The sequence below is a fragment of the Halomonas sp. PAMB 3232 genome (assembly GCF_031954225.1).
GTDB lineage: Bacteria > Pseudomonadota > Gammaproteobacteria > Pseudomonadales > Halomonadaceae > Vreelandella.
This window is the reverse complement of sequence record NZ_CP134865.1, coordinates 94654-118056: the sequence shown is the minus strand read 5'-3', so window position 1 is coordinate 118056 and position 23403 is coordinate 94654. Positions and strand designations below refer to the sequence as shown.

The 23403-nt window shown below is 62.0% G+C and carries 18 protein-coding genes; 10 read left to right on the top strand and 8 right to left on the bottom strand.

Annotated features, from left to right (window positions below):
* Window positions 1-67: 67 nt before the first annotated feature.
* On the bottom strand, window positions 68-1360 hold the full coding sequence (locus RN346_RS00540) for an aromatic ring-hydroxylating dioxygenase subunit alpha (protein WP_263585555.1): 1293 nt from the start codon (window positions 1358-1360) through the stop codon (window positions 68-70).
* Window positions 1361-1726: 366 nt separating this feature from the next.
* Here RN346_RS00540 and RN346_RS00535 point away from each other — a divergent pair, with 366 nt between their 5' ends.
* The gene (locus RN346_RS00535; RefSeq protein ID WP_263585556.1) at window positions 1727-2833 is read left to right on the top strand and encodes a hybrid-cluster NAD(P)-dependent oxidoreductase; all 1107 of its coding nucleotides are present in this window, start codon (window positions 1727-1729) and stop codon (window positions 2831-2833) included.
* 160 nt (window positions 2834-2993) lie between these two features.
* Here the strand turns inward: RN346_RS00535 and fdhA are convergent, their stop codons facing one another.
* A complete protein-coding gene (fdhA, locus tag RN346_RS00530; protein ID WP_263585557.1) occupies window positions 2994-4181 on the bottom strand; it encodes a formaldehyde dehydrogenase, glutathione-independent in 1188 nt (395 codons plus the stop codon).
* 408 nt (window positions 4182-4589) lie between these two features.
* Between fdhA and glyA the strand changes: the two genes are divergently transcribed.
* From glyA to RN346_RS00495, 7 genes are all read left to right on the top strand, one after another.
* On the top strand, window positions 4590-5915 hold the full coding sequence (gene glyA / locus RN346_RS00525; RefSeq protein ID WP_311961812.1) for a serine hydroxymethyltransferase: 1326 nt from the start codon (window positions 4590-4592) through the stop codon (window positions 5913-5915).
* 46 nt (window positions 5916-5961) lie between these two features.
* Window positions 5962-7212, top strand: coding sequence for a sarcosine oxidase subunit beta family protein (locus RN346_RS00520; protein WP_263585559.1), 1251 nt, complete (start codon window positions 5962-5964; stop codon window positions 7210-7212).
* A gap of 11 nt (window positions 7213-7223) precedes the next feature.
* On the top strand, window positions 7224-7613 hold the full coding sequence (locus RN346_RS00515; RefSeq protein ID WP_263585560.1) for a sarcosine oxidase subunit delta: 390 nt from the start codon (window positions 7224-7226) through the stop codon (window positions 7611-7613).
* On the top strand, window positions 7610-10651 hold the full coding sequence (locus RN346_RS00510; RefSeq protein ID WP_263585561.1) for a sarcosine oxidase subunit alpha family protein: 3042 nt from the start codon (window positions 7610-7612) through the stop codon (window positions 10649-10651). The genes RN346_RS00515 and RN346_RS00510 overlap by 4 nt, the downstream gene beginning before the upstream one ends.
* Window positions 10644-11279 (top strand): sarcosine oxidase subunit gamma, encoded by a 636-nt coding sequence (locus RN346_RS00505; RefSeq protein ID WP_263585562.1) that lies wholly within the window; start codon window positions 10644-10646, stop codon window positions 11277-11279. Before RN346_RS00510 ends, RN346_RS00505 begins: the two co-directional genes overlap by 8 nt.
* Before the next feature lie 69 nt (window positions 11280-11348).
* Window positions 11349-12215 (top strand): formyltetrahydrofolate deformylase, encoded by an 867-nt coding sequence (gene purU / locus RN346_RS00500; RefSeq protein ID WP_311959292.1) that lies wholly within the window; start codon window positions 11349-11351, stop codon window positions 12213-12215.
* 120 nt (window positions 12216-12335) lie between these two features.
* On the top strand, window positions 12336-13718 hold the full coding sequence (locus tag RN346_RS00495; RefSeq protein WP_311961811.1) for an L-serine ammonia-lyase: 1383 nt from the start codon (window positions 12336-12338) through the stop codon (window positions 13716-13718).
* A 62-nt stretch (window positions 13719-13780) separates the two neighbouring features.
* Here the strand turns inward: RN346_RS00495 and pobA are convergent, their stop codons facing one another.
* Window positions 13781-14965: a 4-hydroxybenzoate 3-monooxygenase gene (gene pobA, locus RN346_RS00490; RefSeq protein ID WP_263585570.1), complete on the bottom strand. Its 1185-nt coding sequence runs from the start codon at window positions 14963-14965 to the stop codon at window positions 13781-13783.
* 149 nt (window positions 14966-15114) lie between these two features.
* On the opposite strand from pobA, the gene RN346_RS00485 reads away from it, so the two are divergent.
* Both RN346_RS00485 and RN346_RS00480 read left to right on the top strand, forming a co-directional pair.
* The gene (locus tag RN346_RS00485; RefSeq protein ID WP_263585571.1) at window positions 15115-16017 is read left to right on the top strand and encodes a helix-turn-helix domain-containing protein; all 903 of its coding nucleotides are present in this window, start codon (window positions 15115-15117) and stop codon (window positions 16015-16017) included.
* 71 nt (window positions 16018-16088) lie between these two features.
* Window positions 16089-16817 carry a hypothetical protein gene (locus tag RN346_RS00480; protein WP_311961810.1) on the top strand — a complete coding sequence of 243 codons (729 nt, stop codon included), beginning with the start codon at window positions 16089-16091 and terminating at the stop codon, window positions 16815-16817.
* Window positions 16818-16835: 18 nt separating this feature from the next.
* Here RN346_RS00480 and RN346_RS00475 read toward each other — a convergent pair whose 3' ends face one another.
* From RN346_RS00475 to RN346_RS00455, 5 genes are all read right to left on the bottom strand, one after another.
* Entirely contained in the window at window positions 16836-18125 is a 1290-nt protein-coding gene (locus tag RN346_RS00475; protein ID WP_263585573.1) for a TRAP transporter large permease, read from the bottom strand.
* Window positions 18115-18642 carry a TRAP transporter small permease gene (locus RN346_RS00470; protein WP_263585574.1) on the bottom strand — a complete coding sequence of 176 codons (528 nt, stop codon included), beginning with the start codon at window positions 18640-18642 and terminating at the stop codon, window positions 18115-18117. The genes RN346_RS00475 and RN346_RS00470 overlap by 11 nt, the downstream gene beginning before the upstream one ends.
* Window positions 18643-18645: 3 nt before the next feature.
* Window positions 18646-19677, bottom strand: a complete 1032-nt coding sequence (locus RN346_RS00465) for a TRAP transporter substrate-binding protein (RefSeq protein WP_263585575.1) — start codon at window positions 19675-19677, stop codon at window positions 18646-18648.
* Window positions 19678-19828: 151 nt separating this feature from the next.
* Window positions 19829-21406: a sulfatase-like hydrolase/transferase gene (locus tag RN346_RS00460; RefSeq protein ID WP_311959280.1), complete on the bottom strand. Its 1578-nt coding sequence runs from the start codon at window positions 21404-21406 to the stop codon at window positions 19829-19831.
* On the bottom strand, window positions 21399-23363 hold the full coding sequence (locus RN346_RS00455; protein WP_263585577.1) for a TRAP transporter fused permease subunit: 1965 nt from the start codon (window positions 23361-23363) through the stop codon (window positions 21399-21401). The genes RN346_RS00460 and RN346_RS00455 overlap by 8 nt, the downstream gene beginning before the upstream one ends.
* Window positions 23364-23403: the final 40 nt, after the last annotated feature.

The following is a 23403-nucleotide window of genomic DNA, read 5'->3' as shown; positions in this document are numbered from 1 at the left end:
CGTGTGAGTGATCACACGGCCCGTTGGGGTGCCGGCCGCCTAACGCGGCGGCCGGTGGCCAGACGCCTTAGCCCTGCGCCTTGGCAAGCGTCAGCGACGCGCCTTCGCTTCCCAGATTCTCCAGCAGGCGATCGGCGTACCAGTTGACGAAGTCGATCACGCCGAACTCGTAGGTTTCGGAGTACGGGCCGGGCTGGTAGGCCTTTGAGTTGATACCACGCTGGTTCTCTTCGGCAAGCTTGCGGTCCTGATCGTTGGTGGCGTCCCACACGCGGCGCATGTTCTCCGGGTCGTAATCCACACCCTCGACCGCATCCTTGTGCACCAGCCACTTGGTGGTGACCATGGTCTGCTGCGGCCCCAAGGGCAGCACGCGGAATACGATCGAGTGATCGCCCATGAAGTGGTTCCAGGAGTTGGGCAGGTGCAGGATACGAAGCGAGCCCATGTCCGGGCTGGTCAGCCGGCCCATCAGCTTGTTGCAGGCGGGCTTGCCGTCCATGGTCATGGAGACCACGCCGTCGAGCAGCGGTGTGCGCGTAATGCGGTTGCGGCTACCAAAGCGCTTGAGCTGCCAGGGCACCTGCTCGCCGTTCCAGTCGTTTTGCTTGCGGGCGACCAGATCCTTGTACTTGTCGGTGGCGCGCGGGTCTTCGGTGTCGTCGAACTCCATCAGCGAGTTCAGAAGCTCCGGATGCGAGCCGTTGCAGTGATAGCACTCGCGGTTGTTCTCGATCACGAGCTTCCAGTTCGCCTGCTCGACGATGCTGGACTCCACCGCCACCTTGACGTTGTCCATCTGGTAGGGCTCGAGGTAGTGCTCGAGCGTGACCAGGAAATCGTCGATCGACGACGGGTTCTCGGAGAGATTGATGAACACGAAGCCGCCGGCGGTGCGCACGTGCACCGGCTTCAGGCCGAACTGGTTCAGATCGAAGTTGGTGCCCATGTCGCTGCCGGCAAACAAGAGCCGCCCGTCGAGCTCATAGGTCCACTGGTGGTAGGGGCACACGAGCTTGGCGACCTTGCCCTTGTCGGTGGTGCAAAGCCTTGAGCCGCGGTGGCGGCAGACGTTATGAAAGGCGTGAATCTGACCTTCGCCGCCGCGCACGATGACGATCGGGTTGTTGCCGATCTCGAGGGTCATGAAGTTGCCCTTGGCCGGAATCTCGCAGCTCATGCCCGCGAACAGCCACTCCTTCTCGAAGATCTCTTCCATGTCGAGCGCGAACAGCCGCGCGTCGTTGTAAAACGGCTGCGGCAGGGAGTAGGTGCGCGCCCGTGACTCGAGCATCTCGACCGTCTCTTCACGCATGGCGGCCAGCGGATCGTTTTGGGTGTAGTCCGACGAATTGTTCATACCAGATATCCTTTTAAACCCGCCGGCCTCGAGGGCGGCGACACAGTCATTGACCAAACTACGTTGTCTTGTTGTTAAGTGGCGTCACCAGGCGTTGTACGGGCGCGCAGCGATGGCGTCATTATGGGGTGGATTGTGGTGCAGGGTGTCGATGCCGAGTTATCTGCCGACGACATCGCTAAGCGTGCCGACGACGTGAAAACCGATTTGTAACGCCCGCGGGGTGGCGCAAGACAAGTGCGTGTCGCTAACAGGTAAGCCGTCGCCCAAACGCGTACCCAGAATGCAGGGGAATGGTGCTGGACCGTGCCAGCAAGGACGGACCCGGTGAAGGCAACGTGCAAGCTCGGCCATATTGAGATAACGATGACAATGAATTTCTACAACCCCGTCACGACCCAAACCTGGACCAACGGCCGCCACCACGTGCGCTGTGTAAAAATGATCCAGGAGACCTGGGACGTTCGCACGTTCTGTTTCATGGCCGAACAGCCCGTGCTGTTCTTCTTCAAACCGGGCCAGTTCGTGACCCTGGAGCTCGAGATCGACGGCCAGCAGGTCATGCGCTCCTACACCATTTCGAGCTCGCCTTCGATTCCCTACAGCTTCTCGATCACGGTCAAGCAGGTGCCCGGTGGCTACGTCTCCAACTGGCTGCACGCCAACCTGAAGGTGGGCGACGAACTGGTGGTCCACGGGCCGGTGGGCAACTTCAACTCCATCGACTACCCGGCCGAGAAGGTGCTGTTCCTTTCCGGCGGCGTGGGCATCACGCCGCTGATGTCGATGACGCGCTGGTTCTTCGATACCAACGCCAACGTCGACGTCGAGTTCATCCACAGCGCCCGCGCGCCGCGCGATGTCATCTATCACCGCGAGCTGGTGCACATGTTCTCGCGCATCCCCGAGTTCAAGCTGCATATCGTCTGCGAGAAAAAGGACGACATCGGCGAGGCCTGGGCGGGCTATCGCGGCTTTTTGACCCAGCCGATGCTCGAGATGATGGCGCCGGACTACCTCGAGCGCGAGATCTTCTGCTGCGGCCCCGTGCCCTACATGAACGCCATCAAGGAGATCCTGCGCGCCAACAACTTCAACATGGATCACTACCATGACGAGGTGTTCGGCGCGACCCCGGCGGACGTCAAGGAGGACGTGCTCGAGCTTGCCGAGCAGGCCGAGGTAGAGGCCGAAATGGCCGAGCCGGAAGACCTGCTCAACGTTGAGTTCGCCCAGTCGAACAAGAGCGTGCGCATCCAGCCCGGCGAAACCGTTCACGCGGCGGCGGCCAAGCTCGGCCTGCACATTCCCAAGGCGTGCGGTATGGGCATCTGCGGCACCTGCCGCGTGGCGCTCAAATCCGGCGAGGTGGAGATGGAGCACAACGGCGGCATCACCGACGAGGACATCGAAGAGGGCTACATCCTCACCTGCTGCAGCCGGCCCAAGAGCAGTTTGGTCATCGATTTCTAAATTCTACTAACCACCGGCTTCTCAAGCGGATACCGCCACGCGGTGTCCGCTTTTTTGTGTCGCATTTCAGGCCCTTGAGATATTGGCTTTGACGCAATGAAAAACGCCCGGGGCGTAAGCCCCGGGCGTCGCTGTCACCGCGCGCGTGCGGCCTGGCGCATCAGGCGGCGCCGAGCAGCCCGTGCGGGTCGAGGACGAACTTGCTCGCCACGCCCTGGTCGAACTGCTCGTAACCGCTGGGCGCGTCTTCAAGCGAGATCACCTGAGCGTTGACGATTTCGGCGATGTTCAGGCGCCCGTGCAAAATCGCCTGCATCAGCTGGCGGTTGTACTGCACCACCGGGGTCTGGCCGGTGTGGAAGGAGAGCCCTTTCGCCCAGCCCTGGCCAAAGCGCAGACTGAGGCTGCCGGTTTGCGCGGCCTTCTCTGCCGCACCCGGGTCTTCGGTGACATAGAGGCCGGGAATGCCGATGGAGCCGCCTTCGCGGGTCACTTCCATCATCTGGTTGAGCACCACCGCCGGCTGCTCCTTGCCGCTATGGCCCACCGCCTCGAAGCCTACCGCGTCGATGGCGCTGTCCACGCTCGGCTCGCCGACCACCGCGGCAATCATTTCGCCCAGACGGTCGTGCTGGGAGAGATCGATCGGCACGAAGCCCATCTTGCGCGCATGCTCGAGGCGCGCCTTGTTGAAGTCGCCGATCATGACGACCGCCGCGCCGAGAAGACGCGCCGAAGCCGCCGCGGCCAAACCCACCGGGCCGGCACCGGCGACGTACACCGTGGAGCCCGCACCGACGCCGGCTTTCAACGCGCCGTGGAAGCCGGTGGGCAGAATGTCGCTCAACATGGTCAGATCGCGAATCTGGTTCATGGCCTGGTCGCGGTCCGGGAATTTCAGCAGGTTGAAATCGGCGTAGGGCACCATGACGTAGTGCGCCTGGCCGCCGACCCAGCCGCCCATGTCGACGTAGCCGTAGGCGCCGCCGGCGCGGTCGTCGTTGACGTGCAGGCAAAGGCCGGTGTGGCCTTCCTTACAGGTGCGGCAGCGCCCGCAGGCGACGTTGAACGGCACGGAGACGATGTCGCCGATACTCAGAAACTCGACGCCCTTGCCCTTCTCGATCACCTCACCGGTGATCTCGTGGCCCAGCACCATGCCTTTCGGGGCGGTGGTGCGCCCGCGCACCATGTGCTGGTCGGAGCCGCAGATATTGGTCGATACGACTTTCAAAATGACGCCGTGGTCGATGGGCTTGCCGTTGGGGGTTTCCATTTTCGGGTAGTCGATGTTCTGGACCTCGACCTTGCCGTCACCGACATAGACAACACCGCGATTGTTGGACATGGATAATCCTCTCTTCCGGGTGCGGCCGCGATTATGAGTCGCGCTGCATCGTTATTCTTGAGTGAAACTGGCGTGTTTGACGCAATCCCGACGGCAAGCGCCGACGATCCGCCAAACGGCATCAGGTGCCGCTTCAGCATGGTTGATTCGCGCGCGGATAAGTTACCCACAGACGACATCGAACGGCGGATGGGCGACCTGTTTCGGCACGCGTCACGATTTTGTCGTAAATGTCGCAAATACGCCGAGCGGTGACGTGGGCAAGCATCTTGGGGGCAAGGCCCGGCGATACTATCGCGGCATGATAGCGTCGCAAGCCCATCCCAACGCGCGGCGCTAACAAACGCCTGGACCGGACACAGACCGATCGATCTCAGACAGAACAACGCGACTAGCCTGGAGACCCAGATGTCACACAACAATTTTTCTCCCGATGCCCGCCTGGCCAGCTACGACACGGCCCTCGCCTCCGCCATTGCCGAAGAGACGTCGCGCCAGGAAGCCCATATCGAGCTGATCGCTTCCGAAAACTACACCAGTAAGCTGGTCATGGAAGCTCAGGGCAGCCAGCTGACCAACAAGTACGCCGAAGGCTACCCGGGCAAGCGCTACTACGGCGGTTGCGAGTTCGTCGATAAGGTCGAGGCGCTTGCCATCGAGCGCGCCTGTAGCCTGTTCGGCGCCAACTACGCCAACGTTCAGCCGCACTCCGGCGCCCAGGCCAACGCTGCGGTGTTCATGGCGCTGGTCAGCCCCGGCGACACCATTCTGGGCATGAGCCTGGCCCACGGCGGCCACCTGACCCATGGCGCGGCACCGAACTTCTCCGGCAAGCACTACAACGCCGTGCAGTACGGCCTGGTCGAGGGCACCGGCGAGATCGATTACGAGGAAGTCGAGCGTCTGGCCCGCGAGCACCAGCCGAAAATGATCATCGCCGGCTTCTCCGCCTACTCGCGGGTGATCGATTGGCGCCGTTTCCGCACCATCGCCGACGAAGTGGGCGCTTACCTGATGGTCGACATGGCCCACGTCGCGGGTCTGGTCGCCGCCGGCCTCTACCCGAGCCCGCTGCCCTACGCCCATGTGGTCACCACCACTACCCACAAGACGCTGCGCGGCCCGCGGGGTGGTCTGATCCTCTCCGCCGACGGCGACGAGGCGCTCTACAAGAAGCTCAACGGCGCGGTATTCCCGGGCCAGCAGGGCGGCCCCCTGATGCACGTCATCGCCGCCAAGGCCGTGGCGTTCAAGGAAGCGATGAACCAGGACTTCGTCAACTACCAGCGTCAGGTGATCGCCAACGCCCGCGCCATGGCGAAGGTGTTCATCGAGCGCGGCTTCGACGTCGTCTCCGGCGGCACCGACGATCACCTATTTTTGCTCTCGCTGATCAAGCAGGGTGTGACCGGCAAGGACGCGGATGCCGCCCTCGGCCGCGCCCACATCACGGTCAACAAGAACAGCGTGCCCAACGACCCGCAGAGCCCGTTCGTCACCTCCGGCCTTCGCATCGGCACCCCGGCGGTAACCACGCGCGGCATGGTCGAGGCGGACTGCGAGCAGCTTGCTGGCTGGATTTGCGACATTCTCGACGTGCTGGCCGACGAGCAGGACACCACCGAGATCGAAAACCGGGTGCGCGACCACGTCGCTGATCTGTGCGCGCACTACCCGGTTTACGGTCAGGCCCAAACCCAGGCAGAGCCGGTCGAAGACGCCACCGTCGCGTAACGACCGCCGCCCGCGGGCTCCACGGAGTCGATTCAGGAGAGATTTCATGCAACGTTATTCCGGCTTCGGATTGGTTAAACATGCGCTCGGTCATCACGAGAACTGGGAGCGCCAGTGGCGCAACCCCACGCCCAAGAAGCGCTACGATGTGATCATCGTGGGCGGCGGCGGCCACGGTTTGGCCACCGCCTACTATCTGGCCAAGGAGTTTGGCGTCAAGAACGTCGCCGTGGTCGAAAAAGGCTGGCTGGGCGGCGGCAACACGGCGCGTAACACCACCATCGTGCGCTCCAACTACCTGTGGGACGAGGCCGCGCGCCTTTACAACCACTCGCTGGATCTGTGGAAGGGGCTGTCTCAGGATCTGAACTACAACGTCATGTTCTCGCAGCGCGGCGTACTGAACCTGGGCCACACCCTGCAGGACATGCGCGACATCCAGCGCCGCGTGCACGCCAACCGCTTGAACGGCGTGGATAGCGAAGTGGTCACGCCCCAGCAGATCAAGGAGATCGAGCCGGAGCTTGATATCTCCAATCGCGCGCGCTACCCGATCATGGGCGCCTCATGGCAGAAAAGCGCGGGCGTTGCCCGCCACGACGCGGTGGCCTGGGGCTACGCTCGCGGCGCCGACGCCCTCGGCGTCGATCTTCTGCAAAACACCGAAGTCACCGGCTTCAAGATTCGCGACGGCAAGGTGCTCGGCGTTCACACCAACCGTGGCGACATCGAAGCGAACACCGTGGGCTGCGTGGCCGCGGGTAACTCCGGGGTGCTGGCCAACATGGCGGGTATCAAACTGCCGCTCGAGTCGCATCCGCTTCAGGCGCTCGTCTCCGAGCCGCTCAAGCCGGTGCTCAATACCGTCACCATGTCCAACCACGTGCACGGCTACGTCAGCCAGTCCGACAAGGGCGACCTGGTCATCGGCGCGGGCATCGACGGCTATCTCGGCTACGGCCAGCGCGGCAGCTACCCGACCGTCGAGCACACCTTGCAGGCGATCGTCGAGATGTTCCCGATGTTCTCGCGGGTGCGCATGAACCGCCAGTGGGGCGGCATCGTCGACACCTGCCCGGACGCCTGCCCGATCCTCTCGAAAACGAAGGTCAAGGGTCTTTATTTCAACTGCGGTTGGGGCACCGGCGGCTTCAAGGCCACCCCCGGCTCCGGCCACGTGTTCGCGGCGAGTCTGGCCAAGGGTGAAATGCACCCGATCGCCGCGCCGTTCTCCATCGACCGTTTCCACACCGGTGCGCTGATCGACGAACACGGCGCCGCCGGCGTTGCGCACTGAGGAGAGCTGACATGTTCTATATTCACTGCCCCTACTGCCAGGAGCACCGCGAGGAAGAGGAGTTTCATCCGCGCGGCGAGGCTCACCTGATGCGCCCGAAGGATCCGGACAACACCACCGACGAAGAGTGGGGCGACTACCTGTTCTTTCGCAAGAACCCGCGCGGCGTTCACCACGAAATGTGGGTCCACTCCGTGGGCTGTCGCAAGTTCTTCAACATCACCCGTAACACGGTGACCTACGAGATCCTCGAAACCTACCGGATGGGCGAGCAGCCGAGCATTACCGCCGAAACGGAAAAGGTCCGTAAGGAACAGGGCGTACAAACCGCCGACGGCGGCTGGCAAACCATCGGTGCCCAGCCCGAATCCAAGGCCTTGAACGAGGAGACCTCGTCATGACGCAGACCAATCGTATCGATGCCGGCGGCCGTGTCGATCGCTCCCAAACGCTCGAATTCACCTTCAACGGCCAGCGCTACAAGGGCCTGAAGGGCGACACCCTGGCCTCGGCCCTGCTCGCCAACGGCGTGGACATCGTCAACCGCAGCTTCAAGTACTCGCGGGCCCGCGGCATCGTTGCCGCCGGCGCCGAAGAGCCCAATGCCGTGGTCCAGCTCGGCGCCCGGGAAGAGACCCAGGTGCCCAACGTGCGCGCCACCCAACAGGCGCTCTACAAGGGCCTGGTCGCGCGCAGCACCAACGGCTGGCCGAACGTCCAGCGCGACGTGATGAGCTGGGTCGGCCGGCTGGGCGGCGGCTTCATGCCGCCAGGCTTCTACTACAAGACCTTCATGGCCCCGGCCTCGATGTGGATGACGTATGAGAAGTACATCCGCAAGGGCGCGGGTCTTGGCCGCGCGCCTCACGAGTCCGACCCGGACATCTACGACCACATGCACCACCACTGCGACGTGATGGTCGTGGGCGCGGGTCCGGCGGGCCTTGCCGCTGCGCTGTCGGCGGCTCGCGCCGGCGCCCGCGTGATTCTCTGCGACGAGCAGGAAGAGATGGGCGGCTCGCTTCTCGATAGCCGCGAAACCCTGGACGGCGTCTCCGCCGCGCGCTGGGTCGAGGCGACCATCAAGGAGCTTTCAAGCCTTGAAAACGTAACCCTGCTGCCGCGCACCACCGCCAACGGTTACCACGATCACAACTTCGTCACCCTGCACGAACGGCGCACCGAGCACCTGGCCGACACCGCCAGCGAGGCGGGCTTTGCCGGCCAGGCACGCGCGCGGCTGCACCGCGTGCGCGCAGGCCAGGTGGTGCTCGCCAGCGGTACCCACGAGCGCCCGCTGGTGTACGCCAATAACGACCTGCCGGGCAACATGCTCGCCGGGGCCGTGTCGACCTATATCCGTCGCTACGCCGTGGTGCCGGGCAAGAAGCTGGTGCTTTCGACCAGCAACGACCACGCCTACCGCGCCGCGCTCGACTGGAAAGAGGCCGGCCGCCAGGTCGTGGCGATCGTCGATGCCCGCGCCAACCCGGACGGCGACCTCGTTCGCCAGGCCCGCGACAGCGGCATTCGCGTGATTACCGGAAGCTCCGTTATTGAGGCCCGCGGCGGCCAGCGCGTCACCGGCGCCCGCGTCTGCGCGATCGATCTCGAGCGCTTCGTGGTCACCGGCAAGGTCGAGGAGCTCGAGTGCGACACCATCGCAAGCTCCGGCGGCTACAGCCCGGTGGTGCATTTGTCTTCGCACACCGGCACCCGCCCGCAGTGGAACGAGGAGCTACTTGGTTTTCTGCCCGGCGAAGTGAAAGGCATGATCTCCGCCGGCGGCGTCGCCGGCCATTTCGGGCTTGACGAAACCCTGGCCGACGGCGAACGCGCCGGTCGCCAGGCCGCCCAGGCCACGGGCTTTGAAGACGCTCAGGCGATCACCCTGCCCGCCACCCGCGGTCGCCGCGACGGCAAGGCTTGCGCGCTCTACCAGGTACCGCACGAAAAAACCGCGCTACGCGCACCGAAGCAGTTCGTCGATTTGCAAAACGACGTGACCGCCGCCGGTATCGAACTCGCCACCCGCGAGGGCTTCGAGTCCATCGAGCACGTCAAGCGCTACACCGCGCTCGGTTTCGGTACCGACCAGGGCAAGCTTGGCAACATCAACGGCATGGCCATCGCCGCGCGCTGCCTCGACCGCTCGATTCCGGACGTCGGCACCACGGTGTTCCGCCCCAACTACACGCCGATCACCTTTGGCGCCATCGTTGGCCGTCACTGCGGCGAGCTGTTCGACCCGAAACGCTACACCGCGCTTCACCAGTGGCACATGGAAAACGGCGCCGAGTTCGAGGACGTGGGTCAGTGGAAGCGCCCCTGGTACTTCCCGCGCACGGTCAACGGCAAAAAAGAGACCATGCACGAAGCGGTGGCCCGCGAGTGTCTGGCGGTGCGCGAAAAAGTCGGCATTCTGGACGCCTCGACGCTGGGCAAGATCGACATTCAGGGCCCGGACGCGCGGGAATTTTTGGGTCGTGTCTACACCAACAAGTGGGCGCAGCTCGCCCCGGGCCGCGTGCGCTACGGCTTGATGTGTAAAGACGACGGCATGCTGATGGACGACGGCACCACGAGCTGTCTGGCCGACAACCACTTCCTGATGACCACCACCACCGGCGGTGCGGCGGGCGTGCTGGAATGGCTGGAGCTTTGGCACCAGACCGAGTGGCCGGAGCTTCAGGTCTACTTCAACTCCGTGACCGACCACTGGGCGACCATGACCGTGACCGGCCCGGACGCGCGCAAGCTGCTGTCCGAGCTGACCGACCTGGATCTGGATAAAGAGTCGTTCAAGTTCATGGACTGGCGCGACGCCACCGTGGCTGACGTGCCGGCGCGCATCTTCCGTATCTCGTTCACCGGCGAACTGGCCTTCGAGATCAACGTGCAGGCCAACTACGCGCTGCACGTCTGGAAGAAACTCTTCGAGCACGGCGAGAAGTACGATCTTACGCCCTACGGCACCGAAACCATGCACGTGCTGCGCGCCGAGAAGGGTCTGATCATCGTCGGTCAGGACACCGACGGTTCGGTCACCCCGGAAGATCTGGGCATGCAGTGGGCGATCGGCTACGACAAGCCCTTCCCGTGGATTGGCAAGCGTGCGCTGAGCCGCCCCGACACCCTGCGCGGCGATCGCAAGCAGTTCGTCGGCTTGAAGCCGAAGGACCCGAGCGTCGTGCTGGAAGAGGGCGCGCAGGTCGTTTTCGATAAGGAGCAGAGTATCCCGATGGCCATGAAAGGCCACGTGACCTCGAGCTACTACAGCCCGTCACTGGGCCACGGCTTCGCCCTGGCAGTGGTGGTCGAAGGCCGCGATCGCATGGGCCAAACCGTTTACCTGCCGATGACCGACGGCACGATGCATGAAGCCGAGATCGTCAGTCCCGTCTTCATCGACCCGAAAGGAGAGCGCCAGAATGTCTAACGTGAGCGCCAAGCAGTTCAACACCGTGCCCGCCGGTAATCCGGCGGTCGAGTCGCCGCTTCACTGGAGCTACCAGCAGCAAAAGAGCACCCACAGCGCCAATGCCGGCGTGGTGCTGCGCGAGAAGGCGCTGCTGGGTCACGTGGTGCTGCGCGGCGGCGCCATCGTGCTCGACGAGGCGGTGCGCCAGGTCCTGGGCATGAGCCTGCCTGCCAAGCCCAACACCGTCGAGCGTGACGAGGCCGGCGAGCGCTCGATTCAGTGGATCTCGCCGGACGAGTGGCTCGTGATCGTGCCCGGCGGCGAGGAGTGCGACCTTGAGCGCCGCCTTCGCGAGGCGCTGGGCGATGCCCACGTCAGCATCGTCAACGTCAGCGGTGGCCAGACCGTGCTGACGCTTGCCGGCGACAACGCCCGGGAAGTACTGATGAAGACGGTCTCGTTCGACGTTCACCCCCATGCATTTCCGGTCGGCAAGGGCGTGACCACCATTTTCGCCAAGGCGACCGTGGTGCTGCGCCGCTCAAGCGAGACCGAGTGGGAGCTGGTGGTGCGGCGCAGCTTCGCCGACTACTGCTACCGCTGGCTGCTCGACGCATCAAAAGAATACGGTATCGATACACAATAAAAGCAGGACGGCCGGCACCCGCCGGCCACCCTGACCGCGATGAACTGACCTTGATGAATGAGAAGCGCCATGAGCCGACTAACGGATACCTGGATCATCACCGCCCAGTGCCCGAGCATTCTGGGCACGGTCGATGTCGTCACCCGGTTTTTAAAAGAGCAGCACTGCTATATTACCGAGCTCAGCTCCTTCGATGACCGGCTGGGGGAGCGCTTTTTCATTCGTGCCGAGTTTCGCCCGGAGCTCGACGATTTTAGCGAACAGGCGTTCGAGGAGGCCTTTGGCCCCCGCGCCCGCGAGTTCGACATGAGCTTCGAGCTGACCCCGCCGGCCAAGCGCACCGGCGCGGTCATTCTGGTCTCCAAGGCGGACCACTGCCTGAACGATCTGCTCTACCGCTACCGTACCGGGCAGCTTGCGCTGGATATCAAGGCGATCGTCTCCAACCATCCGGATCTGCAGCCGCTGGCCGAGTGGCATGATCTACCCTATCACCACCTGCCGATCACCCCGGAGACCAAGGCCGAGCAGGAAGCCCAGGTACTCGACATCATCGAGCAGACCGGGGCGGAGCTGGTGATTCTGGCGCGCTACATGCAGGTGCTGTCGCCGCGCATGTGCCAGCTGCTCGACGGCCGCGCAATCAATATCCACCACTCGCTGTTGCCGGGTTTCAAGGGCGCCAGGCCCTACCACCAGGCCTACGACAAGGGCGTGAAGCTGGTCGGCGCCACCGCGCACTACATCAACAACGACCTGGACGAAGGCCCGATCATCGCCCAGGGGGTGGAGCCGGTGGACCATGCGCACTACCCGGAGGATCTGGTCGCCAAGGGGCGCGATATCGAGTGTCTGACGCTCGCTCGGGCCATCGGCTATCACCTGGAGCGGCGGGTGTTTTTGCACGGCGGCCGTACGGTCGTGTTCGGCAACTGACCGAACGCCCTCAACGCGGTACCTCGACTACAGTAAGTACAACAAACGACGTCGCCTTGCCGGCCGATGGGTTCGCCCGTCGCCGGTGAGCCGGCGCGCTATTCTCATCAGAGGTCTTCCATGCCTATCAGTGTCTTCGACCTTTTCAAGATCGGCGTCGGCCCATCCAGCTCGCATACGGTCGGCCCCATGATGGCAGCCTTCAAGTTCGCCGCGGCGGTAGAAGACGCCGGCGTACTCGACCGGGTCAGCCGTCTGGAAGTGCATCTCTACGGCTCGCTCTCCGCCACCGGCGTCGGCCACGGCACCGACCATGCCACCGTCATGGGCCTGATGGGCGAACGCCCGGATCGGATCGACCCGTCGATCATCGGCCCCACGATCGCGGCGCTCAAGGAGACGCACACGCTGTCGCTCAATCGCCAGAAGGACGTCACCTTCGTCTGGGAACGGGACATGCGCTTTCACGACGAAAGCCTGCCCCACCACCCCAACGCCATGAAGCTCTGCGCGTATGACGAAGCCGACCAGGTCTTGCTCGCGAACACCTACTACTCAGTGGGCGGCGGCTTCGTCGTCGACCAGCACCAGGTGGACGCGAAGCTCGAGGACATGGACAGTGCCGAGATCCCTTTCGACTTCAACTCCGCCGAAGAGCTGTTGGCGATCTGCAAGCGCGAGAAGCTCAGTGTCAGCCAGCTGATGATGGCCAACGAGAAGACCTGGCGGCCCGAGCAGGAGGTGCGCGACGAGCTGTGGCGCATCTGGCAGGTGATGTGCGAGTGCGTCGACAACGGTCTGACTCACGAAGGCGTGCTGCCCGGCGGGCTCAACGTCAAGCGCCGCGCCAAACTACTGCACCAGCGTCTGTCCGCCGCCGAGCAGAACCCGTGCTTGATCGCGACTACCTTCTCCGCGATGGAGTGGGTCAACATCTTCGCGCTGGCCGTCAACGAAGAGAACGCTGCCGGCGGGCGCATGGTCACCGCCCCGACCAACGGCGCGGCGGGCATCATCCCGGCGGTGCTGCACTACTACATGAAGTTCCAGGCAGGCTCTTGTGATCGCAACGTGGTCGACTTTCTGCTCGCTGCCGGCGCGATCGGCATTCTGTGCAAGAAAAACGCCTCGATCTCCGGCGCCGAAGTGGGCTGCCAGGGCGAGGTCGGCTCCGCCTGCGCCATGGCCGCCGCGGGCCTGGCCGAAGTGATGGGCGCCACGCCAGAGCAGGTCGAACACGCCGCGGAAATCGGTCTGGAGCACAACCTGGGGCTCACCTGCGACCCAGTCGGCGGGCTCGTTCAGGTGCCCTGCATCGAGCGCAACGCCATCGCCACCGTCAAGGCGATCAATGCGGCCCAAATGGCGCTGCACGGCGACGGCACCCACTTCATCTCGCTGGATAAAGTGATCCGCACCATGCGCGACACCGGCCGCGACATGCTCGACAAGTACAAGGAGACCTCCAAGGGAGGCCTGGCGGTGAATGCGATCGAGTGTTGAATGTAATAGATGAGTACCGCCTTTTTACTCAAAGCCCAAGCAGCCGCTTGGGCTTTTTGCTACTACTCAAGCGGCTCATAAGGCAATCCGACATAGTTCTCTGCAACCGTCTTGAGTCCCGCCTCGGAGCGTGTGACGTAATCGAGTTCGGCGAGCTGCAAGCGACTGTCGAAGTTGTCTTTCTCGGAGAAGGTGTGCAGCATCGACGTCATCCACCAGGAGAAACGCTCGGCCTTCCAGATGCGTTTCAGGCAGGTCTGCGAGTAGCGCTCGATCAAGTCCGTGCGGCCTTGCTGATAGACCTTCACCATCAGCCGGTAGAGCGTATTGACGTCACTGGCGGCGAGGTTGAGCCCCTTGGCGCCGGTGGGCGGGACGATGTGCGCCGCGTCGCCGACCAAAAACAGTTTACCGTACTGCATGGGCTCCACCACGAAGCTTCGAAGCGGCGCGATACTCTTCTCGATGGAAGGCCCGGTCACGAGCTTGTTGGCCACCTCGTCGGGCAGGCGGCGCTTGAGCTCCTCCCAGAAGCGCTCGTCGGACCAGTCCTCCACTTTTTCATCCAGCGGCACCTGCAGGTAGTAGCGGCTGCGGGTGGCGGAGCGCATGCTGCACAGGCTAAAGCCACGCTCGTGGCGGGCGTAGATCAGCTCATCCGACACCGGCGGCGTGTCTGATAACACCCCCAGCCAGCCAAAGGGATAGACCTTTTCGAACTCGGTGAGGCGATCACCGGGAATGCTCTGGCGCGAGACGCCGTGGTAGCCGTCGCAGCCTGCCACGTAGTCACAGTCGAGCCGGACGGTTTCGCCGTTATGCTCGAAGGTGAGATAAGGCGCGTCGCTTTCCAGATCGAAGAGCTGAACGTCGTCCGTTTCATAAAACGTGGTGGCGCCGGCGGCCTCGCGGGCCGCCATCAAATCGCGCGTCACCTCGGTCTGACCGTAAACCATCACCCGACTGCCGCCAGTCAGCTCATCCAGCGCCACACGCACGCGGCGGTTGTCGAAGGCCAGCTCGAAGCCGTCGTGGGGCAAGCCCTCTTCATCCATGCGCCGATCGACTCCCGCTTCACGCAAAAGATCCACCGTGCCCTGCTCCAGCACCCCGGCGCGGATACGGCTCAGCACGTACTCGCCGCTGCGCCGCTCGACGATCACGTTGTCGATCCCCTGGCGCTGCAACAGCTGCCCCAGCAGCAGGCCGGACGGGCCGGCACCGATAATCGCCACCTGTGTTTTCATTGAAGGCCCTCTCAAAGCATTGTTTCATCACGCGTCATGAATTGTATTTTTGATCGAATGAGGCGCTTGGATAAGGCAATATATCGCCTATTATCTGGATTTTTGGCGTATAAATGATCAACTTTAGTCACATGCGCCAGGAGCATGCGATGTCGTATTCTTCCATCGTTCCCGTATTCAAGCTCTACGGCGAAACCCGGCACTGGCCCACGCCGGATCTTTTGCACTGCGAATCGATTCCCGAGCGCAGCCGGCTGCACGACTGGCGTATTCGCCCGCACCGCCATACCGATCTGGTTCACGTGTTGTTGATTACTAAAGGCAGCGTGGATCTGGAGCTGGAGGGCGCCCACCACTATCAGCGGGATGCGGGGGTCATCGTGGTGCCGGCCATGACGATTCACGGGTTCTGTTTTTCGCCGGACGTGGCGGGGTACATCGTGACGCTGGCTCAACCGCTGGCGGACCATCTGGGGGTGGCGCTTGACGATGGCCGAGCGCTCAAGCAGCCGGGGTTTTACACCCTCGAAACCGCCGGAAATAGAGCGCAGATCGTCACGCTCGTCGAGCAGATCGACCGTGAGTATCGCCACCCGGCACCGGGGCGGCGACAGCTTCTGGAGGTGCTGGCCCAGGCACTGGCCATCGAGCTCGAACGCCTGGTATTGCCGCGCAAACCCACGCCCCAGCGTTTGGTGCCCAAACCACGCGAAAAGGGCCGCCAGCACCTTGAACGGTTCCACGCGTTGGTCGAGCAGCGCTTCAGGGAGCAGCCCGGCATCGAGGCGCTGGCCGGCGAGGTTGGGCTCAGCCGCGCACACCTCAACCTTTTGTGCCGTCAGCAGGAGGGCCTGAGCGCCCTGCAGATACTCCACGAGCGGGTGTTGTTGGAGGCCAAACGCCAGCTTACTTATACCAACATGACCATCGCCGAGATCGCCGACGGCCTTGGTTTCTCCGAGCCGGCCTACTTCACCCGGTTTTTCAAGCGTAATACGTCGCTGGCTCCGCGCGCGTTTCGGCAGCGCCAATTTTCAGAGCGCGCAGAGTAGTGCCATAATTCAGGGACCGTCATCTCCCACGATACCCTATGGGTACTCACTCGGTAGCTTAAGGCTTGCGTATGTATAAAAAATTACAGCGATTCTTTTTTTTAAAGCGGCCTGGCTGGTACCTGCTCAACCGCGCGCCGGTGAATCCGGTGCTGAATCTGCACGGCTTGACGCCCATGCCTCACCTGGATGACAAGAGCAGCAGTCGCTTTTTCCTTCAGGAGAAGACCGATACGCTGTTCAAGCTCGTGCACGATAAATACTCGCCCCGCGAGGATTTCTGGCGCTGGCTGGGGCGCGACATCATCTCCAAGCGCTTGACCGGCTCCTATGACGCCCACAAGGAGTACCAGAGCCGGCGTATTTTGAAAAAGCTGGGCCAGCGCACTGTCAACGTGCGCTGCTACGGCGTGGCGCTCAACTTCTTGAACCCGCTGGGCTCGCTCTATGCCATGGAGCACATGAGCCGGTGCCAGGCGGGAAGCGACCACTATGCCACCCTCGATGACACAAGCCGCGCCCGCTTCATCGATACCCTGGCCTCTCAGGTCGCGGCGCTGGCCGAGGCGGGCTACTACCACCGCGACCTGCACCTGGACAACCTGATGGTCGACGAAAGCACTCAGCTGATCTGGATCGATACTCACGTGAAGGCGCTGCCCTCGTCGCGGGAAAAGCGCCAGGCGCTGTTCGACAACATGCTGACCAACAGCCGCATCGACGACCCGTCCGACCGGGCCCGACTCAAGGGCCACCTCGCGCCGTATTTTTCCAGCGCAAACGAGGCCCGGAGCCAGTAAGGATGAGAGCAGATAAGGCTAGAGCAAAAAGAACGTGCTTAGAATCGGGAAAATGATCAGCAGCGCCAGCCGAACGAAGTCCGACACGATGAACGGCGCCACGCCCTTGAAGATCTCGCCAAGCCCGACGTGCGGCGCCATGGCCTTGATCACGAACACGTTCATGCCCACCGGTGGGGTGATCAGGCCAAGCTCGACCGTCAATACCGTGATGACGCCGAACCAGACCGGATCGATCCCCAACGCCTGGATGATCGGATAGACCACCGGCACGGTGATCACCAGCATGGCGATGGAATCCATGAACATGCCGAGCACGAAGTAGAGCAGCAGGATGCACAGCACCACCACGATGGGCGCCAGGTCCATGCCGTAGAGAAAGTCGCTGATGGAAAACGAGATGCGCGATACCGAGATGAAGTAGCCCAGTGTCTCGGCGCCGACCAGCATGAAGAACACCACCGACGACAGCGCCAGCGTCTCCTGCAGGCTGCGCCAGAGACCGGCCCCGCGCATGCCCTTGTAAAGCGCGTAGAGAAGCGTGGCGAATGCCCCGACGCTAGCGCCCTCTGTGGGCGTGAACAGGCCGAAATAGATACCCAGAATCATCACCAGAAAAACGGCGAAGAAAGGCACGAGACCGGATATCGAGGAAAACTTCGCCCGCCAGGACGTCCGCTCGCCGGCCACGGCCAAATCTGGGCGCAAACGCATGACGACCGTTACCGTCAGCGCGTACATGACCAGCCCCATCAGGCCCGGAATCAGCCCCGCCATGAACATGTCGCCGACCGACTGCTCGGTCAAAATGGCGTAAATCAGAAGCGCGATACTCGGCGGAATCATGATGCCGAGCGTGCCGCCCGCGGCCAGCGCCCCGGTGGCCAGGCCCCGGTTGTAGCCGTAACGCTCCATTTCCGGTAGCGCCACGCGGGTCATGGTGCTGGCGGTGGCCAGCGACGAGCCTGAAATCGCCGAAAACACTCCGCAGGAGCCAACCGCGGCAATCGCCAGGCCCCCTTTCCAGCCGCCGCAGATCGTGCGCGTGGCGTCAAACAGCTTGCCCGCCATGCCCGAGTGTGCCGCCAGCACGCCCATCAGGATGAACATGGGAACGGCGCTGAAACTGTAGTTCGACAGCACCTCGATGGGCACCGTTTTGAGCTGCGCGATGGCGGCGTCCCAGCTGATGATCTGCGCAAAGCCGCCCACGCCGATGATCAGCATGGTCAGCGCCACGGGCACTCTGAGCACCATCAGTACCAGCAGCAGGCCAAGACCGATGGCCCCGATCATTTCACTCCCCATCGGCCACCTCCACATCGACACCAAAGAGCGCACCCAGCAGCGCATGCAGGGCGCTGCGAATGCCGAGCAGCAGGCTCATGGCCGCCGCCGCGTAGTAAATGGGTCCCATGGGCAGGCGCAGATCCTGGGTTACTTCACCGTGACGCGAGGCCGCCGCCGCCGAATCCAGAAGCCCGGTAAACAGCACCAGTCCCAACGCGGCAAAACCCAGCAGATAGACGCCGTGAAGGCGATTTTTCACCCACTGGGGCAATCGATGCGAAAACGCCTCGACCACCACTTGGCTTTTTTCGACGTTGGCCGCCATGGCCGCCAGCAGCGAACACAGCATGAGGTAGCTCACCAGCTCGACGCTGCCGCTCACGCGTAGCGCAAACGCGCCGTCGGTCAAGCGATAGAGATAACGGGTACTGACATCGGCGATCGTGACCATTAGAAGCGCCACTAGCGCCACACCGGCGACCACGCGACAACAAAAGGCCAGCCAGTGGCTGGCCTTCTCCAGAGAACGCTGCATCGATTACTCCTGGGGGCTTTCGCAGGCTGCGCTGGCGCTCAGCGCGGCCTGATAAACGTCCCGCGCCTGATCGAGGCCGCGCTCTTCGAGCTGGCTCAGGTAGGTTTCGATACCTTCCTCCAGCGGTCCCTGCCAGTCCGGGTCCTCGAGCGGATTTTCGATTTCGCGAATCGTGTGCCCGGCGTCGACCGCTTCCTGCTTGCCTTCCACATCGAGACGATCAAAGACCTCGCCAGCCTTCTCGGCCCACTTCATGCCGGAGTTGTCGTCGATCACCGCCTGCTGCTCCGGCGTCAAACGATCGTAGGCGCGCTGGTTCATGGTCGCGACGAAAATCAGTGTGTAGAACGGCACCTCGGTGTGATAGCTCACCAGCTCGTTGATACGAAAGCTGCCAAGCCCCTCCCAGGGAAAGCTCAAACCGTCGATGACGCCGCGCTGCATCGACGTATAGATGTCCGGCGCCGGCATACCGACAGGGCTTGCGCCCATGTTCTCGAGCATTTCACCCGCCACGGCGGTCGGGCGGCGAATGCGAAGTCCTTCGAGATCTGCCGGTGTCTGCACATCGGTGCCGGTGGTATGGATGCCGCCGGGGCCGGTGGTGAACATGAACAGCGGCCGCGTATCCTCGTACTCGCTGTCCAGGTGGCCTTCGTCATAAAGGGTTTGCAGTACGCACGCGCCCTGGGTTGCCGAACTCGCCACGCCCGGAAGCTCGACGATCTGGGAAAGCGGAAAACGCCCCGCCGTGTAGCCCTGAGCGGTTGCGCCGATGTCGGTAATGCCATTAGCCGCCGCTTCGTAGATGGAATCCGGCTTGGCGAGTGTACCCGAAGGGAACATTTGTACGGTCAAGTCACCGCCCGACTCTTCGGCGATGGTATCGGCCCAGGCCTGTAGAATATCCTCGTTGACTCCAGAGGCGCCGGGCCAGAAGTGAGCCATACGCAGCGTGGTGGCTGCCTGGGCGGAAGCGATGGAAAGGCCAGCGATGGTGGCGGCGAGCGCACACCGGGCGAAAACAGCTTTCATGAGGAGCTCCCGTTCTTTAGGTAGAATACGGTTGTTCGCATAACGAATATTAGTTCGTCTTATGGAGTCAACCTTAATCCACTAGTCGCCCCCAAAGCTAATCGACCTTGGTCTATATTTAGAATCCATCCATTCCCGCTTCTCCGCATTACTAAGCGCGAGCGACCGGCGCAGGTACCGTTTCGCTGTGCGCCAGCTCAGTTTGAAGTAATTTTTCCAGCAGCCGAGTCTTGAGCGCCGACGCTTCCGGAGCGCTCCATAGGTTATGAAACTCACCAGGATCGCTCTCAAGATCATAGAGCTCTCCCCATTCCAGCCCCTGGAATACCGATAATCGATACCGTTTATCTCGAAGCGAGTGAATATTGGGACATACCCCCAGGCCATTCATGGGCGCCTGATGGGCATACTGGATGAGCAAGGAATCCGGTGCTGTCGAGGCATCGGTCAAATCACGCCCCTGCATTCCCCAGGCCGGTTCGATGCGGGCTCGCTCCAGAATCGTTGCGCCGATATCCAATGTTTGGCCCAGCCGCTCACTACGTACGCCCCGCTCGCCTTCAGGATCGGCCCAGATAAAAGGCACACGGGTAATCTGTTCATATTGCTCGGCTCCCTTGAACAGCAACCGATGATCACCCAGATGGTCGCCGTGGTCAGAAGTGAATATGGTGACCGTCTCATCGGCTCTTCCTGAATCGGTCAGCGCCTGCTGTACCCGACCGACTGCGTCATCGATCATCGTGATCATGCCACAGGTCAACGCCTGCGCTTCCTGCGCTTCTCTGGCCGAACAACCAATAGCGTTCATGCCTTGAAGGTTGGCCTTGCCCGCTTGACGGGTTTCCAATACGCCAGCCACGTGCGGCGGCGGAGTCCAGTCGCTGGCCTTGAAGGCCGCCGGCAACGGCATATCATCCGGTGAGTACATGTCCCAGTACTCGCCTGGCGGGTTGAAGGGGTGGTGAGGGTCAGGCCAGCTCACCATCAAAAAGAAGGGACGATCGCTATCCTTACGCGCATCGATCCATGCACTGGCGCGTTCAGCAATGTAGGAAGTCGAGTATAGTTCTGCCGGTACGGCGGTACGTACCGCTTGCGGGCAGGAGTAGTCGTGCGGAAGCTGATTTTTTTGCCCCATCAATCGGCTCGCCTCGGGCTTGCGCTCGAGCATCCACTGGGTATAGTCGCCCCCCACCTGGTCGCCGTGTCCCGTTACCAGCTCCACATGATCGAAGCCATAAAAAGGTGTTGGCACCCTGGGCATCTCACCCGCCCAAAAATCAGGCTCCTCGACATGGTAGAGGGGGGAAGCAAAGTCATGACGCACTGCCTCGCCCAACTCACCCTTTGCCTTATGGTAGCCAGGGCGAGCCTCATCAGGCTGCTGTAACGGCGCAATGCCGGTAAACGTCTGCAAATGACTCTTGCCGATCAGCGCCGTTTCATAGCCGGCGTCGCGCAATAGCTCGACGAAGGTGACATTGCGTTGAGAAAGCGGAATACCGTTGTAGCGCACACCATGCCCGGAAGGCAGACGCCCGGTCATCAGGCTGGCGCGATTGGGCATGCACACAGGGCTTGCGACATAGAAACGATCAAAGGTCGTACCTTGCGCCGCCATCGTGTCGATATTGGGCGTACGCACTAACGGATGGCCATAGCATCCAAGGAAATCAGCGCGATGCTGATCGGTGATGAAAAGAATGAAATTGGGTCGATCAGACATCAGTGAGCCTCGCAGAAGTAGAGTTTGCACGAGAATTGCGAGTGGCCATGCGTCGCCAGATAATGAGCGCAACGCTCAGTATCAAAGCAATCGCTCCGGCCCATATATAGGGCGACAGCAAAACCATTGCACATATAATGCGCAGTAACCGCTCCCAGATCGGTAGTGGTCGCTTGTCAAAGCCGATCAGCGCGCTGGCTGCTTGATACAGGGATACCGCCAGCGTCAGCAGTGAAAAGAACACGAAGCCAAACGACGCCGCTGCCGCCGCTTCACTGCCTAGCAGCAGTGCCGGGTTGTAGACAAAGGCAAACGGAATGATGAAGATCATCGCCCCTACCCGCGTCGCCTCGACCGCCGTGCCAATGGGGGTCCCCTTGGAAATCGAAGCAGCCGCGTAAGCCGCAATGGCCACGGGCGGTGTAATCACCGAAGCCACGCCGAAGAAAAAGACAAACAGGTGGGCGGTCAATAGATCAACCCCAAAGCCGGTGAGCGTCGGCCCCATCACCGCCACAATCGCGATGTAAGCAGGCAGGGTCGGCATGCCCATACCCAACACGATGCACCCGCCAGCGGCAATGAGTAAGGCAGCGATAAGCGAGCTGTTCGCGGCTGCCGACAAGAGCACGGCAAACTTGGTCGGCATGCCGGTCGCATTGAGCGTCGACACCACGATACCAACGATGGAAATTGCAATGGCGAGCTGCGCCACCGTCTTGCCACCGTCTGCCAAAGCGACAATCAACTTCCATGGCGCGCGACGAACGTCCGGGTTGATGAAGCTCATGGGCACCAGCGCAAGGATTGCCGCAATGGAAGCTCCTGCCGGAGAGAGGCCGCTGATCAGCAACCAGACGATCAGCGCAATGGGCCCAAATACCAGTGCCAGATTGACCCAGTCCTGCCCCATCGGCTTTTCGATGTTGGCTTCTTCATCTTCGCGGGCGACGATACCCAGTTTTTCGGCTTCAAAAAATACGGTAAGAAACAGGCTCACGTAGTAAGCGATAGCGGGAATCACTACAGCGAGGATCACGGTGAGATAACTAACCCCGACGATATCCGCCATAACAAGCGCAGCGGCCCCCATGATGGGCGGCAAGATTTGTCCGCCGGTGGAGGCAGAAGCTTCTACCGCACCAGCAAAGTTGCCGGAAAACCCACGCCGGCGAATCATGGGAATAGTGACGACGCCGGTGCCTACCACGTTAGCTACAGCGCTGCCGGAAACGGTTCCAAACAGTGCCGAGGCGAAGATAGCGGCGTAGGCCGGGCCGCCGCGAAACCGGCGCATCAAGTGAAAGGAGATGCGAATCATTGAGGCACCTGCGCCACAGCCTTCCAGCACTGCCCCAAGAATGATGAAGGGTAATACAGTGGAAAGCACGATCCCCATGATGTTGCCAAGAATGCCCTGGCTGGCGTCATACCAGATATTCTGCGCCACAAACTCGTTCATGTCGCCGATGATGGTTTCAAAGACGCCCGGCCAATAAGGACCGGTCACCAGATAGCCAAATACAATGGCTCCAAGAATGGCGATGGGCCCGCCCCACAGCCGCCAGCAAGCAATAATGGATAGTACCGCCGGGATGGCAGCCATCCACGCTTCTCTGGCCGAGAAGAACATGAAACTATCCTTCAGAATCATCGAGATCTGGTAATAGTCCCAGCAAACCCAACTCATTAGAGCCAGCGCCACGGTATAGAGAGCCACATGCAAAACCGTTAGACGTTCCTGCTGAGCCAGACGTTGGGCGTCCCATATCAGAAAGTTCAGAAAGCACAGCCAGTAAAACAAGGGACGGAACCAGTCGAGTTCAAAAGGCCCCACCCGCGGGAGCACACCATAAGTGGGCAGAACATTCGCCAGTCCTACCAGGGCAATAGCGAGGCCCACGGCAAAACTCGTCCACTGCAGCATCTTTAAGCTGCGTGAAAAAAGGGTTGTCATTGGATGGTCTCCCGGCCTGAATAGGCCTGAATCCTTTAAA